At 68.7% G+C, this 14,462-nt stretch carries 14 protein-coding genes; 8 read left to right on the top strand and 6 right to left on the bottom strand.

Features of this window, described 5'->3' with window-relative positions:
• Positions 1-12: 12 nt before the first annotated feature.
• Positions 13-810, bottom strand: a complete 798-nt coding sequence (gene lmeA / locus G6N16_RS20515; protein ID WP_234805891.1) for a mannan chain length control protein LmeA — start codon at positions 808-810, stop codon at positions 13-15.
• Positions 811-921: 111 nt separating this feature from the next.
• On the opposite strand from lmeA, the gene G6N16_RS20510 reads away from it, so the two are divergent.
• The 6 genes from G6N16_RS20510 to pstB all read left to right on the top strand — a co-directional run bounded on the left by G6N16_RS20510 (position 922) and on the right by pstB (position 6,461).
• Entirely contained in the window at positions 922-1,602 is a 681-nt protein-coding gene (locus G6N16_RS20510) for a winged helix-turn-helix transcriptional regulator (RefSeq protein ID WP_083031651.1), read from the top strand.
• Positions 1,599-2,468, top strand: a complete 870-nt coding sequence (gene mshD / locus G6N16_RS20505; RefSeq protein WP_083031649.1) for a mycothiol synthase — start codon at positions 1,599-1,601, stop codon at positions 2,466-2,468. The genes G6N16_RS20510 and mshD overlap by 4 nt, the downstream gene beginning before the upstream one ends.
• A 77-nt stretch (positions 2,469-2,545) precedes the next feature.
• Positions 2,546-3,646, top strand: a complete 1,101-nt coding sequence (gene pstS, locus G6N16_RS20500) for a phosphate ABC transporter substrate-binding protein PstS (protein WP_083031648.1) — start codon at positions 2,546-2,548, stop codon at positions 3,644-3,646.
• A gap of 37 nt (positions 3,647-3,683) precedes the next feature.
• Entirely contained in the window at positions 3,684-4,763 is a 1,080-nt protein-coding gene (pstC, locus tag G6N16_RS20495; RefSeq protein WP_083031646.1) for a phosphate ABC transporter permease subunit PstC, read from the top strand.
• A complete protein-coding gene (pstA, locus tag G6N16_RS20490) occupies positions 4,760-5,674 on the top strand; it encodes a phosphate ABC transporter permease PstA (protein WP_083031645.1) in 915 nt (304 codons plus the stop codon). The genes pstC and pstA overlap by 4 nt, the downstream gene beginning before the upstream one ends.
• A 10-nt stretch (positions 5,675-5,684) precedes the next feature.
• Positions 5,685-6,461: a phosphate ABC transporter ATP-binding protein PstB gene (pstB, locus tag G6N16_RS20485; RefSeq protein ID WP_083031643.1), complete on the top strand. Its 777-nt coding sequence runs from the start codon at positions 5,685-5,687 to the stop codon at positions 6,459-6,461.
• Positions 6,462-6,488: 27 nt separating this feature from the next.
• Here the strand turns inward: pstB and phoU are convergent, their stop codons facing one another.
• From phoU to G6N16_RS20460, 5 genes are all read right to left on the bottom strand, one after another.
• Positions 6,489-7,154: a phosphate signaling complex protein PhoU gene (gene phoU, locus G6N16_RS20480; protein WP_083031642.1), complete on the bottom strand. Its 666-nt coding sequence runs from the start codon at positions 7,152-7,154 to the stop codon at positions 6,489-6,491.
• A 66-nt stretch (positions 7,155-7,220) separates the two neighbouring features.
• Complete coding sequence (locus G6N16_RS20475; protein ID WP_163787935.1) at positions 7,221-9,218, bottom strand: LCP family protein; 1,998 nt, start codon at positions 9,216-9,218, stop codon at positions 7,221-7,223.
• A 143-nt stretch (positions 9,219-9,361) separates the two neighbouring features.
• Complete coding sequence (dusB, locus tag G6N16_RS20470; RefSeq protein WP_163787985.1) at positions 9,362-10,495, bottom strand: tRNA dihydrouridine synthase DusB; 1,134 nt, start codon at positions 10,493-10,495, stop codon at positions 9,362-9,364.
• A gap of 50 nt (positions 10,496-10,545) precedes the next feature.
• Positions 10,546-11,544, bottom strand: coding sequence for an acyl-ACP desaturase (locus G6N16_RS20465; RefSeq protein ID WP_083033627.1), 999 nt, complete (start codon positions 11,542-11,544; stop codon positions 10,546-10,548).
• Positions 11,545-11,672: 128 nt separating this feature from the next.
• Positions 11,673-12,254 carry a TetR/AcrR family transcriptional regulator gene (locus G6N16_RS20460; RefSeq protein ID WP_083033625.1) on the bottom strand — a complete coding sequence of 194 codons (582 nt, stop codon included), beginning with the start codon at positions 12,252-12,254 and terminating at the stop codon, positions 11,673-11,675.
• Positions 12,255-12,339: 85 nt separating this feature from the next.
• On the opposite strand from G6N16_RS20460, the gene G6N16_RS20455 reads away from it, so the two are divergent.
• Positions 12,340-13,281 (top strand): oxygenase MpaB family protein, encoded by a 942-nt coding sequence (locus tag G6N16_RS20455; protein WP_407663671.1) that lies wholly within the window; start codon positions 12,340-12,342, stop codon positions 13,279-13,281.
• A 44-nt stretch (positions 13,282-13,325) separates the two neighbouring features.
• Entirely contained in the window at positions 13,326-14,456 is a 1,131-nt protein-coding gene (locus G6N16_RS22010) for a serine/threonine-protein kinase (RefSeq protein WP_083033632.1), read from the top strand.
• Positions 14,457-14,462: the final 6 nt, after the last annotated feature.

Here is a 14,462-nt window from a genome sequence, read left to right as displayed (position 1 = left end):
GGTTGAACTCCCTCAGTTCGGGTTGAATTCCGTCAGCTTGACGGTGACGTCGTCGACGATGCCCTCGATGATCACGTCCGAGCCACGGGCGCCCTGGGTGGTCGGGGCGACGCCGAACGGCAGCCGCTGGTCGGGCACCCGGCCGGCGAAGGCGGCCAGCACCTCGGCCAACCGGTCGTCGGGCACGCTCTGGTCGGCGGTGCCGGCCTCGGTCAGGATCCCGGTCGGGGTGATCACCAGCGTGGTGTCCTGAGGGCCGTCCATCGACAGGTCCACCGACACCGAGACCCGTTTGTCGAACCCGGCGGCGGTCGGCGTCCCGGTGAACACCAGGCCGACGCTGCCGGAGATGCCGGATTCGGTGGTGCCGCCGGTGGCGTCGTTGGTTTCCGCCCGCGGGGCCTCCACCATCAGGTCGCGCACTCCCAGGAACCCCCCGAGGCGCCGGGAATCGATGATGATGCGGCTCTCCAGCTTGCCGACCGGGATGGGTGCGTCGGGGCGGACCAGCCAGGATGCCTGCGCCAGGTCCAGGTTGTGCATGGTGGCCTCCAGCGTCGCACGTTCCACCTGCACGTGCGCGACGTCGTAGGCCTTGATCTCCACCTCGTCGAAGTGGCGGTTGACGGCCTGGTTGATGAACGGGAAGCCCAGGATGGCCACCGACGGGTCCCAATCCAGGTGGGCCGCGGTACGTACCGTGCGTGACAGTCGGTACTCGGCGTAGATGCTGGTGCCGAAGTCGACGGCCAGCGCGGCCAGAGCCAGCGCGACGACCACCGTGACCGTCGAGATCAGCAGTTTGCGCACGCGTTCATTCTGGCGCACGGCCCGGGCGTTATCGTTGACGGTGCCGGATACGGCGTTGTGTCGGCGATGAACCTCTGCCGCTGATACAGGCCCGGACTCGGGAGGCTTTGCGTGGAGCTGTTGCTGTTGACCGTCGATCCGGACCCGGACAGGGTGCTGGGGTCGCTGGCTTTGCTGTCTCATCACGTGCGAATCGCCGTCGCTGAGGTGTCCTCGCTGCTGGAGGCGGGCAACGCCGACGTCGCGATCGTCGACGCGCGTACCGACCTGGCCGCCGCCCGCGGCCTGTGCCGGCTGCTGCGCAACACCAGCGGGACCGTGCCGGTGGTGGCGGTGCTCAATGAGGGCGGCCTGGTCGCCGTCAACGCCGACTGGGGTATCGACGAGATCCTGCTGCCCGGCATCGGGCCGGCCGAACTCGACGCCCGGCTGCGGCTGCTGGCCGGGCGCCGCGACAGCAGCGGTGCGGCCGAGGCGGCCGACAAGATCAGTCTCGGGGAGCTGGTGATCGACGAGGGCACCTACACCGCCCGGTTGCGCGGTCGCCCGCTGGATCTGACCTACAAGGAATTCGAACTCCTGAAGTACCTCGCGCAGCACGCCGGGCGGGTGTTCACTAGGGCCCAGCTGCTCCAGGAGGTCTGGGGCTATGACTTCTTCGGCGGCACCCGCACCGTCGACGTGCACGTCCGACGGCTGCGCGCCAAGCTCGGCCCCGAACACGAGGCGCTGATCGGCACGGTCCGCAACGTCGGCTACAAGGCCGTGCGCCCGGGCCGGGCCTCGTCGTGACCCGACTGACCTGGTACGACGGGTTGTCGCTGCAGCAGCAGCGCCGGGTCCGGGAGATCATCGCCGCGGCCGCCGAGGCCGACGGTGTTGCGCCGGTCGGGGAGTCGGTGCTGGCCGAACTCGGCCGCAGCCGCACCCGACACCTGCTGGCGACCGACGACGACGGCGTGATCGTCGGCTACCTGAACCGGACCCCGGAGATGGCCGAGCTGGTGGTCGACCCGCCCGCGCGCGGGCACGGCGTGGGGCGGGCGCTGGTCGCTGGGGCCGGGCCGGGCGGTTCGATGTGGGCGCACGGCACGCTGCCGGCGGCGGAGGCCGTCGCGGCGGCGATCGGGCTGGTTCCGGTGCGACGGCTGCTGCAGCTGCGCCGCCCGCTGCGCGACGTCCCGTCGGTGCCGGTCGGTGAGGGCCTGGTGATTCGCACCTACACCGGCGCTGCCGACGACGCGGAGCTGCTGCGGGTCAACAACGCGGCGTTTGACTGGCATCCCGAGCAGGGCGGGCAGAGCGCCGAGGATCTGGCCGAGACGATGTCGGCACCCTGGTTCGACCCGGCCGGGCTGTTTCTGGCCTTCGACGCGGCCGACGCGGCGCGGCTGCTGGGTTTCCACTGGACCAAGGTGCACGGTCCTCTGCTGGGCGAGGTGTACGTGGTGGGCGTGGACCCCGGAGCCCAGGGCCGCGGGCTGGGCCGGCTGCTGACCGCCGTCGGGATGGCGTATCTGGCGGATCGGTTGGGCCCGGACGCGCAGGTGCTGCTCTACGTCGAGGCCGACAACACCGCCGCCGTGCGCACCTACCTGGGGCTGGGCTTCACCGAGTACCGCGTGGACACCGCCTACGCGCCCTCCGCGCAGCCGTAGGCCGGCGCCCGATCTCGTTCACCACGCGTTAACCCGGGGTCGGGAAACCGGCCATAACCGTTGCTTATGTTGCCCGGGTGAACCTCAAATACGGGCGAGCGACGCTCGCGGCCGGCATCGCTGCAGTGGCGGCGATCACCCTCGGCGGATGCGGCAGTGACAACAACAGCGGATCCGCGGCCGGTGGCGGCAGCGCCGACTGCGCAGGCAAGAACGCGCTGACGGCCGAGGGCTCCACCGCCCAGCAGAACGCCATCGCGCTGTTCAACCAGGCCTGGGGCCAGGCTTGCTCCGGCAAAAACCTGTCCTACAACCCGACCGGTTCGGGCGCCGGTGTGACGCAGTTCATCGCGAACAACGTCGACTTTGCCGGCTCGGACTCGCCGCTGTCCACCGACCAGGTGGGACCGGCGGCCGCCCGCTGCGGCGGTAACCCGGCATGGAACCTCCCGCTGGTGTTCGGCCCGGTGGCGCTGGCCTACAACGTGCCCGGCGCCGAGAAGCTGGTGCTCAACGCCGAGGTGCTGGCCAAGATCTTCACCGGCGCGATCACCATCTGGAACGACCCGGCGATCGAGGCGCTCAACAGCGGCGTGAGCCTACCGGGCACCAAGATCGTCCCGATCTACCGTTCGGATTCCTCCGGCACCACCGACAACTTCCAGAAGTACCTGTCGGCCGCGGCCCCGGAGGTCTGGACCAAGGGTGCCGGCAAGGAGTTCCAGGGCGGCGCGGGTGAAGGCGCCCAGAAGACCGCCGGTGTCGTACAGGCCGTGCAGGCCACCCCGGGTGCCATCGGCTACGTCGAGAAGGGCTTCGCCGATCAATCCAAGCTGGCGGTCGCCCAGATCGACAACGGCAGCGGCGCGGTGGAACTCAACAACGACACCGCGAAGAAGGCGATCGACGGGGCGACGTTCGCCGGCGAGGGCAACGACCTGGTCCTCGACTTGAACTCGCTGTACGCGACCAAGGAGGCCGGGGCGTACCCGCTGATCCTGGCGACCTACAACATCGTCTGCTCCAAGGGCTACGCCGCCGACACCGCCGACGCCGTCAAGTCGTTCCTGGGCGTCGCCATCGACCAGGGCCAGGCGAACCTGGAAAGCGCGGGCTACGTGCCGCTGCCGGAGAAGTTCAAGAGCCGGCTGAGCACCGCGATCGGTGCGATTGCCTAACCGGACTGGCGCGGCGAGAGGATTGCGGTGAGGATGAATGACGAGTTCAACCAGTAACGAGGTAAGTGACGAGGTCGGTCGGAGGGCGTCATTGTCAACGCCGAACCCTGCCGATGCGGGGTCCGGGCCGGTGATTGCGGTCCCGATCCCCGAGCCTGACGCCATTTCCATCGACCCTTCCAAGAACGCGAAGGTCCGCTGGGGCGACCGGGTGTTCCGCGGCCTCGCGCAGGGCTCGGGCCTGTTCATCATCGTCCTGATCGGCGCCATCGCGCTGTTCCTGTTGTGGCGCGCCATCCCGGCGCTGGCCCGCAACCAGGAGAACTTCTTCCTCTACGCCGGGAACTGGAACACCACCGACACGTCGGCGATGCACTTCGGTGTCCTCGACCTTTTCCAGGTCACGGTGTTCGTCTCGCTGTTCGCCCTGGCCCTGGCGATGCCGGTGGCCCTGGGCATCGCGATCTTTCTCACCCAGTACGCGCCGCGACGGGTGGCGGGTCCGCTGGGCTACGTCGTCGACCTGCTGGCCGCGGTCCCGTCGATCATCTTCGGAGTGTGGGGCATCTACGTGCTGGCGCCGGTGCTGCGGCCGTTCGCGACGTGGCTGAACGAGAAGCTGGCCTGGATCTTCCTGTTCTCCGACGGCAATGCGTCGGTGGCCGGCGGCGGCACCATCTTCACCGCCGGGATTGTGCTGGCGGTGATGATCCTGCCGATCATTACCGCGGTGGCCCGGGAGGTCTTCGTGCAGACGCCGCGCGGGCAGATTGAGGCTGCGCTGGCGCTGGGCGCCACCCGCTGGGAGGTGGTCCGCACCACCGTCCTGCCGTTCGGGCTGTCGGGCTACATCAGCGGCGCGATGCTCGGCCTGGGCCGGGCGCTCGGCGAGACGATCGCCCTGCTGATCATCCTGCGCGGCACCCAGACAGCGTTCAGCTGGAGCCTGTTCGACGGCGGCTACACCTTCGCCACCAAGATCGCCTCGGCGGCCTCGGAGTTCAACGACCACTTCAAGGCCGGCGCCTACATCGCCGCCGGCCTGGTGCTGTTCGTGCTGACCTTCGTGGTGAACGCGCTTGCGCGGGCGGCGGTTTCCGGGAAGGGACGAGGATGACGTCGATGCTGGACAAGCCGGTCAAGGGATCGACGTTCGGCAAACTGAGCCTGCGTCGCCGGCTGGCCAACGACGCGGCCACGGTGCTGGTCTCGCTGTCGGTGGTCGTGGCGATCGTCCCGCTGGTGTGGGTGCTGTACTCGACGATCAGCAAGGGCATCGGGGTGGTGACCTCGGCGACCTGGTGGCAGAACTCCCAGGCCGGCATGACGGCCTTCGCCCCCGGCGGCGGCGCCTATCACGCCATCGTCGGCACCCTGCTGCAGGGCCTGGTGTGCTCGGCGATCTCGATTCCGATCGGCGTCTTCGTGGGCATCTACCTGGTGGAGTACGGCGGCGGCACCCGGCTGGGCAAGCTGACCACGTTCATGGTGGACATCCTCACCGGCGTGCCGTCGATCGTCGCCGCGCTGTTCATCTACGCGCTGTGGGTGGCGACACTGGGCTTCCAGCGTTCCGGTTTCGCGGTGGCACTGGCGTTGGTGTTGCTGATGATCCCGGTCATCGTGCGGTCCACCGAGGAGATGCTGCGCATCGTCCCGATGGACCTGCGGGAAGCCAGTTATGCGCTGGGTGTCCCGAAGTGGAAGACCATCGCGCGCATCGTGATCCCGACGGCGCTGTCGGGCATCGTCACCGGCATCATGCTGGCGCTGGCCCGCGTGATGGGCGAGACGGCGCCGCTGCTGATCCTGGTCGGCTACTCCCAGGCCATCAATTTCGACATGTTCAACGGGTTCCAGGGCTCCCTGCCCGGCATGATGTTCGACCAGGTGTCGGCGGGCGGCGCGGGCAACCCGGTCACCTCCGACCGGCTCTGGGGCGCGGCACTGACGCTGGTCATTCTGGTTGCGGTACTCAATGTGGGCGCGCGATTCGTCGCGAAATTCTTCGCCCCGAAAAAGGTTTAGGGGAAACGGCATGGCGAAACGTCTGGATCTCAAAGACGTCAACATCTACTACGGCTCGTTCCACGCGGTGGCCGAGGTGTCGCTGTCGGTGTCGCCGCGCAGCGTGATGGCATTCATCGGACCGTCGGGCTGCGGCAAGTCGACGGTGCTGCGCACCCTCAACCGGATGCACGAGGTGATCCCGGGTGCCCGCGTCGAGGGTTCGGTACTGCTCGACGGCGACGACATCTACGGATCCGGTGTCGACCCGGTTGGCGTCCGTAAGACGGTGGGCATGGTGTTCCAGCGTCCGAACCCGTTCCCCACCATGTCGATTCGCGACAACGTCGTCGCCGGTCTGAAGCTGCAGGGCGTCCGCAACCGTAAGGTTCTCCAGGAGACGGTGGAGCAGTCGCTCAAGGGCGCCAACCTGTGGAACGAGGTCAAGGACCGGCTCGACGAACCCGGCGGCGGACTGTCCGGCGGTCAGCAGCAGCGGCTGTGCATCGCGCGCGCCATCGCGGTGCAACCCGAGGTGCTGTTGATGGACGAGCCGTGTTCGGCGCTGGACCCGATCTCCACGCTGGCGATCGAGGACCTGATCGCAGAACTGAAGCAGGACTTCACGATTGTGATCGTCACGCACAATATGCAGCAGGCCGCTCGGGTCAGCGACCAGACCGCGTTCTTCAACCTGGAGGCGACCGGGAAACCGGGCCGGCTGGTGGAGATCGACGACACCGAGAAGATCTTCTCGAACCCGACCGAGAAGGCGACGGAGGACTATATCTCCGGGCGGTTCGGCTGAATCTCCGGGCGGTTCGGCTGACCCGAATTACGGGGTGTCGCAGGCGCGTTCCTCGGGGAACGTGCCGGTGACCTGGAAGATGACCCGGCGGGCGACCTCAACGGCGTGGTCGGCGAAGCGCTCGTAGAAGCGCCCCAGCAGGGTCACGTCGACGGCGGCGGCAACACCGTGGCGCCACTCCCGGTCCATCAGCACGGTGAACAGGTGCCGGTGCAGGTCGTCCATCGCGTCGTCGTCTTCGTGGATGCGGGCGGCCTGCTCCGGGTCGCGGGACAGCAGCACCTCGCGGGCACTGTTGCCCAGTTCCACCGCTAGCCGGCCCATTTCGGCGAAGTAGCCGTTGACCTCCTCGGGCAGGGCGTGCTGGGGGTGACGGCGACGGGTGATCTTCGCGACGTGCAGGGCCAGGGCCCCCATCCGGTCGATGTCGGCGACGATCTGGATGGCGGCGATGATGGATCGCAGGTCACCGGCGACCGGTGCCTGCAGCGCCAGGATCATGAAGGCTTCCTCTTCGGCCTGGGCGCTCATCCTGGTGATCTGGTCGTGATCGGAGATCACCTGCTCGGCCAGCAGCAGGTCGGCCTGCAGCAGGGACTGGGTGGCGCGCTCCATCGCCCGGCCGGACAGCCCACACATGTCGCCCAACCGGGTGGACAGTGCGGCGAGCTGATCGTGGTAGGCGGTGCGCATCTACCTAGGGTACGTCGCGGTGCTGGATCGTGGCATGTGGCTCCGGCGAACGCCCGGTGAACGACGCTACTCGCAGGTGACGTCCGCGGCGTTGGTCAGGCTGATGCCGGCGGGCAGGTCGGCCGTCGCGGTCTCCGACGAGCCTTGGAGCTTCCGCACCTGGATCGTCGAGCCGGCCGCCGGCGGCGCGCCGACCGTGGTGAAGTCGGCCCCGAGGATCACCTGCACGCCCTCGCCGAGGCCGCTGATCCGTTCGATCGGCGGATTGCCCAGGCTGGCCGCGACGGTCGCTGCCGCCTCCTCGTTACCGGGGGAGTAGCGCACCACGGTGTGCGTCAGCTCGGTCGAATAATCGTCGGGGGTGTCGACGGAGAACCCGTGCGCGGCCAGGGCGGTGCTCGTCGACGAACCGAGCCCGGCGTGCGGGGTGGAGTTGGACACGTGCACGTTGACACCGTGCGGCGCCACCGCCGCGACGTCGACGGTCTCGGTGCTCGGTTCGGCGGCCGCGGTGGTCGTCGTCGTGGTCGTGCTGGTCGTCGTGTGCGAGCCGCTCGCGCTGGAGCCGGTGGTGCTCACCGCGGTGGTGGTCTCGTTCTTGTCGTTCTCACCGGGCAACGGATCGTCGTCGATGATCGCGTCGAACAGCGCCTCGATCGCGCCGGTGTAGGGCTCCTCGTTGCCGTCGGCGTCGGTGATGCCGGTGGTGGGCAGCGTCACGAAGGTGATCCGGCCGGCCGCGATGCCCTGCACGGATTGGCCCAGGTCGACCAGGTCCTTGGTGGTGATGTTGGCGACGTAGCTGTCGGCGATGAACGTGTTGACCACGTTGTTGAGCTTGGACAGCGAGAAGAAGGTGTCCTTGGAGATCATCGAGCGCAGCAGCGAGGACAGGAACAACTGCTGGCGTTTGATGCGGCCGTAGTCGCCGTTGACCTCGGTGGTGACCTGACGGGCGCGAACATAGTTGAGTGCCGTGTGGCCGTCGATGCGCTGGTGGCCGGCGTGCTCCAGGACGGTGCCCAACTCGTAGTCCTCCAGCGGGGTGGTGCTGCAGACGTCGACGCCGCCGAGGGCGTCGACCATCTTGGAGAACCCGGCGAAGTCGACGGCCATGAACCTGCTGACCGACAGTCCGGAGATCTTCTGGATCACCTTGACCAGGCACTTCGGCCCACCGAAGGAATAGGCGGAATTGAGTTTGGTCTCGGTGTAGAGGTAGTCCGGGCCGTATTCGCCGGTCTCCTCGTCGTACACCGGGCCGTAGTCGCCGGTGGCGGCGTTCCACGCCTCGCAGCGCATCGGGGTGATGGCGAGATCGCGCGGGAAGGACACCGCGACGACGCGTTTCCGGTTCGCCGGAATGTTCACCAGGATGATGCTGTCGGAGCGGGCGCCGCCGGCGTCTTCGGTGTCTCCGGCGCCCATGCCGGAGTTCTCGCCGTAGCGGCTGTCGACGCCGACGATCAGGAAGTTCTCGTCGCCGTACTGGGCGTTGGCGTCGCGGATGTCGCGGGAGTTGGGATCGAGCGCGGCCACCTGCCTCAGCGCGTGGTTCTTGCTGGCCATCCACTGCCAGGCACCGCCGGTCAGCACCAGCGCGGTGATCGCGATCAGCGCGATCAGGCTGCGCCCGGCCAGCAGCAGCGGGTGCCGGGGACGGTGGGTGTGGGCTTTGGCCTCAGGTTCGGGGGCCTCGGGATCGTGCTGCCGGGCGCGTTGCGGGGCGGGCGGCAGGACGGGCCGTGGGTCCGCGGGTGCGGACGGCGGCACCGGGACCGGTGGGAAGGCCGGGTCGGGCTCGGGGGCGGGACGCGGGGGCAGGCCGCCGAGGCGGGCGATCAGCTCGGCCGCCGGGATGCCGTCGGTATGGTGTCCGCTCGAGCGGGCGGCCGGTTCCGGCTCCGGGGCGGGCGGCGCGGGCGGCGGGCCGGATGTCGGATGGAACCCGGCGGTCGGGTCGGGTTCGCCGCTCTGGTCGAATCCGGCGGGCACGACGGGCTGTCGTTCCCACGGCGCGGCCCCCGACCGCGGCGGCGCCGCGGGGTCGTGGCCGTCACTCATCGCGGATCCTCCCGGGGCGGATAGTTGGCACGTTCGGGTGCCCATCGCGCCGTTTGGGCGAAATGGAACGAGTTCCTATGGTATCGAAAACGGCCCGTAGCTCCGATTCCGGAAATGTTGCAGTTTGCTAGCGGTAGCGCTGCTCAGCCGCCGGAATTCATCACGTCGGCGGCCGTCGGGACGGTCAGATCGTCGGGATCGGCCAGCCAACCGTCGGGCAGCGACACCGCCGACGGGGAACCCTGGCGGCCCCGCGGACCGGCGGCGTGCGGCGGGAACGGTACGTCGCCGTCGAGCTCGCCGAGCAGGGTTTCGAGTTCGCCGCGGGTCTTGACCAGGGCCAGTGCGCGGCGCAGGTCCGCGCCGGCCGGGAAGCCGTGCAGATACCAGGCGACGTGTTTGCGGATGTCCCGCATGCCCTTGTCCTCGCCGAAGTGTTCGGCCAGCAGTTCACCGTGGCGGCCGATGATGGTCGCGACCTCGCCGAGGGTGGGCGGGGTCGCGGCCGGTACGCCGTTGAAGGCCGCCGACAGCTCGGCGAACAGCCACGGCCGGCCCAGGCAGCCGCGCCCGATCACCACCCCGTCGCACCCGGTCTCAGCCATCATGGCCAGGGCGTCGTCGGCATCGAAGATGTCGCCGTTGCCGAGCACCGGGATGGTCGTCACCTGCTCTTTGAGGGCGGCGATGGCCGACCAGTCGGCGGTGCCGGAGTAGCGCTGGGCGGCGGTGCGGGCGTGCAGGGCGACCGCGGCGGCACCCTCGGCCTCGGCGATCCGGCCGGCGTCGAAGTGGGTGTGGTGGTCGTCGTCGATCCCGATCCGGAACTTCACGGTGACCGGGATGTCGGTGCCGGCGCAGGCCCGCACGGCGGCCGCGACGATCCGGCCGAACAGTCGGCGCTTGTAGGGCAGCGCGGCGCCGCCGCCGCGGCGGGTGACCTTGGGCACCGGGCAGCCGAAGTTCAGGTCGATGTGGTCGGCCAGGCCCTCGGTGGCGATCATCCGGGCCGCGTCGTAGGTGGTGTCCGGGTCGACGGTGTAGAGCTGCAGCGACCGCGGGGACTCGTCCGGGCCGAACGTCGTCATGTGCAGGGTCACCGGGTGGCGTTCGACCAGCGCCCGCGCGGTCACCATTTCGCAGACGTAGAGGCCACTGACCGTGCCGGCCCGTTCGATCTCCAGCTCCCGGCACAAGGTGCGGAAGGCGACGTTGGTCACGCCGGCCATCGGGGCCAGCACCACCGGGCTGGCCAACTCGATCGGCCCGATCCGCAGGGCGGATCGGGCCGATGAAGCCGAGGGGTTCGCCGTCGCCGGCGCTTCGGTTACGCCGATGACGACACCAGCAGGTTCTTCATCGCCTTCTTCTCGGCGACCTTGCGCTCACGCTCCAGCCGTCGTTCCTTGGCAACCTCGAACTTCACGCAGGTCTCTTCGAGCTCCTCCATGAGCAGACCCAGGTCGTCGCGCATCCGCGCGGCCTCGCCGGTGAAGTCCTCGCGCTCGAAGATCCGCCACTTCTTGAGCACCGGCATCACCACGTCGTTGAGGTGGATGCGCGGGTCGTAGACACCGCCGACGGCGATGATGACGGCCTTGCGGCGGAACTCCGGCACGGTGAACCCGGGCATCCGGAAGTTACGCAGCACCCGGTGCAGCGAGTGCATCGCCTGGTTGGGGCAGATGTCCAGGCCGGCGGCGCTGGTGTCCCGGTAGAAGATCATGTGCAGGTTCTCGTCGTTGGAGATCTTGCCCAGCAGCGCGTCGGCGACCGGGTCGTTGCACGCCTTGCCGGTGTTGCGGTGCGACACGCGGGTGGCGAGCTCCTGGAACGAGACGTACATGACGGCGTCGAACAGGCTCTCGGCGAACAGGTCACCCTGGTGGTTCTGGCCCGGGGAGAAGCCGCGGGTGACCTGCTCCATCCGGGTGATCTCCAGCTCGACGGGGTCGACGGCGCGGGTCACGACCAGGTAGTCGCGCAGGGCGATGCCGTGCCGGTTCTCCTCGGCGGTCCAGCGGTTGACCCAGAAGCCCCACGGGCCGTCCATGGAGAAGTTCATCGCGATCTCGCGGTGATAGGACGGCAGGTTGTCCTCGGTCAGCAGGTTCTGCACCATCGCGGTTTGCGCGACCTCGGAGAGCTTGGAGGACTCCGGATCCCAGTCCTGGCCGCCGAGGGCGTAGTAGTTCTTGCCGTCCGACCACGGGATGTAGTCGTGCGGGTTCCACTCGCGCGCCATCTTCATGTGGCGGTTGATGTTCTCTTCCACGACCGGCTGAAGCTCGGTCAGCAGTTGCAGGTCGGTCAGGTCTTTAGGCACGGGCCCTCCAGTTATCTGTACCTGATGGTTGCAGTCAATATATCTGTGTCCATCGGTTGCATCAAGTTTTCCGGGGGGCGGTGTGGCGCAATTGTGACGTTTGTCCTTATTTGCGCCTTATTTGCCCCTTAGTCGACTATCCGTGTCGTGAGCAGGGCCACGCAATAGTCGATGAAGCGTTCCCGGTCGAGTTGCAGTCGGCCGTCGAGATAGGCGGTGAACAGGGCGGTGAGGCCGCCGATCATGCTGATGGCGGTCAGCTGGGCGGCGATCGGGTCGACGGTGCCGGGCAGTCGTTGCTGCAGCAGGGTGATGAAGTCGGTCATCCAGTCCGGGCCGCTGCGCATCAGCGCGGGTTCGGCCGCCGGCGCCAGCAGCAGCACCCGGCCGCGGGCGGGGTCGTCGACCATCAGGGCGACGAAGCGTTCGACGGCCTGGCGCGGGCCGCTCGCCGAGGCCAGGGCGGCCATCGCCGAGTTGCCGACCTCGTCGTACACCGCGCGGGCGAATTGCTCACGGTCGGTGAAGCTTTCGTAGAAATAACGTTCGGTCAGGCGAGCTTCGCGGCAGATCGCCCGTACCGTCAGCGCCGGGCCGTCGGGGGCGCCGAGCGCGGCGATGCCCGCGGCCAGCAGCGCGTCGCGGCGGCGCGAGGGACGGTCGGAGAGGGGGACGCCGGACCATCGACCGCGGCGTTGACCGGAATTCACGGGGCTCCTAAACTCATCGATGACAACGTATGTAGTCATTTTTGTCCAGTGTTGTCGTTTCTTCAACGATCGGACGTGATCGCCGGTGACTCAACATAGGCCCACCACGGCAGTGACACCCCTGGGTCCGGGGTCATTGACGTGGAAGTACTTCGGGGACTGGCGCGGCATGCTGCAGGGCCCGTTTGCCGGAACCATGCAGAACATGCACCCGCAGCTCGGGGCGGCGGTGACGGACTACTCGTCGTTCGCCGAGGAGCCGTGGCAGCGGGTGCTGCGTTCGCTGTACCCGATCGCCGGGGTGGTCTTCGACGGCGAACGCGCCCCGGGCACCGGGGCCGAGGTGCGCGACTATCACGTCGACATCAAAGGTGTGGATGACCAGGGCCGGCGCTACCACGCGCTCAACCCGGAGGTCTTCTACTGGGCGCACTCCACATTCTTCGTCGGCACTCTCATCGACGCCGACAATCTCAGCGGCGGGCTCACCGAGGACGAGAAGCGCCGGCTGTTCGACGAGCACGTCGGGTGGTACGCCATGTACGGGATGAGCATGCGGCCGGTGCCGGCCAGCTGGGAGGAGTTCCAGGCGTACTGGGAGCGGATGTGCCGGGAGGTGCTGGAGGACAACCCGGCGACCCGTCAGGTGCTGGCGCTGGCCGACTACCCGAAGCCGCCGTTCGCCGCGTTCGTGCCGGACGCGGTGTTCGCCCCGGTGCAACGACGGCTGGTGGCGCCGCTGCTGCTCTGGTTCACCGTCGGGCTCTACGACCAGCCGGTCCGGGATTTGCTGGGGTTCAGCTGGTCACGGCGCGACGAATGGTGGCACCGCCGGTTCTGCGACGTCGTGCGCATCTCGTTTTCCTTGGTGCCGCCGCGGTACCGCAAACACCCGCGCGCCCGGGCGGCGCTCGACCGTGCCGCCGGGCGGATCCCGGCCGACAGCCCGCCGCCGGAGACCCCGGTCCGCAATCTGCCCCCGCTGTCCGAGCGGGACAACCCGATGCACTACTGCCCGTACCGATAGTGTCTGCGGCCGCGCGGGGGCGCGGGCAGAATAAGGTGGTGCACATGATGGCCCCCGAACTGCTCGGCGGCCGCTACGAGGTTCGTGGCGTCCTGGGCCGTGGCGGTATGGCCGAGGTGCGCGAGGCCATCGACACCCGGACCGGGTATTCCGTCGCCATCAAGCTGCTCTATGCCGGCTATGACACCAATCCCGAGTACCTGCACCGGTTCTGGCTGGAGGCGCAGGCGGCATCGGCGCTGCACCACCCCAACATCGTCAACGTCTACGACAGCGGCCAGCACCGCGGTGCGCCGTACCTGGTGATGGAGCGGCTGCCCGGGCGCAGCCTCGCCGAGGTGATCGCCATGGGGCCGGTGCCTCCGCCGTATGTCCGGCGGATGCTGGTCGAGGTGCTGGCGGCGCTGTCGGCCGCCCATGCCGCCGGCATCTTGCACCGCGACATCAAACCGGCCAACATCCTGTTCACCGCGACAGGATCGGCCAAGGTCGCCGACTTCGGGCTGGCCAAGGGGCCCGAGACCTTCCACACCCAGACCGGGCAGATCATGGGCACGATGGCCTATATGAGCCCGGAGCGGCTCACCGGGCGCCCGGCGACGGTCTCCGACGACCTGTACGCCGTCGGCGTGGTCGGCTACGAGGCGCTGACCGGCCGGCGGGCCTTCCCGCAGGAAAACCTGGTGGCCCTGGCGCGGGCCATCACCGAGAACCCGCCGCCGCCGGTGGCCGTGCTGCGCCCCGACATCGATCCACAGCTCGCGGCCATCGTCGACCGGGCGATGACCCCGGAGGAGGCCGCGCGATTCCCCAGCGCCGAGGCGATGATGGCCGAACTGATCGACGTCGGTGGTGATCCGGTGACCGGGCCGCTGCCGATGCTGCAGCCCGCCGCTCCGGTTGCCGCCCCTGCGCCCGTTCCTCAGCCTGTTCCGGCCCAGGCTCATGCGCCCGTGATGGCGCCGTCGCCGCCGGTGATCATGGTGCCGCAGCCGGTGCTGATGCGTCGGCCGATCTGGCACCTGGTGCTGCTGGTCGCGGTCGTGGTGGCGCTGGTCGTCGGCGCGGTGGCGTTCATCCTGGGCGCCTCGACCGCACCCACGGGTGGCCCCGCGGTCACCACGGTGACGACGACGCGGCCCATCCACCCCGGGCGGCCCGGCTCGTTCGGGTAGTTTTTG

Origin of the sequence: Mycolicibacterium insubricum (assembly GCF_010731615.1) — a bacterium.
GTDB lineage: Bacteria > Actinomycetota > Actinomycetes > Mycobacteriales > Mycobacteriaceae > Mycobacterium > Mycobacterium insubricum.
This window is presented reverse-complemented; position numbering and strand designations above follow the sequence as displayed.

Coding starts and splice junctions, on each gene's coding strand:
- pstA (WP_083031645.1), top strand. CDS start 4,760: ATGACGTCGATGCTGGACAAGCCGGTCAAGGGATCGACGTTCGGCAAA.
- pstB (WP_083031643.1), top strand. CDS start 5,685: ATGGCGAAACGTCTGGATCTCAAAGACGTCAACATCTACTACGGCTCG.
- G6N16_RS20475 (WP_163787935.1), bottom strand. CDS start 9,218: ATGAGTGACGGCCACGACCCCGCGGCGCCGCCGCGGTCGGGGGCCGCG.
- G6N16_RS22010 (WP_083033632.1), top strand. CDS start 13,326: ATGATGGCCCCCGAACTGCTCGGCGGCCGCTACGAGGTTCGTGGCGTC.
- phoU (WP_083031642.1), bottom strand. CDS start 7,154: ATGCGCACCGCCTACCACGATCAGCTCGCCGCACTGTCCACCCGGTTG.
- pstC (WP_083031646.1), top strand. CDS start 3,684: ATGACGAGTTCAACCAGTAACGAGGTAAGTGACGAGGTCGGTCGGAGG.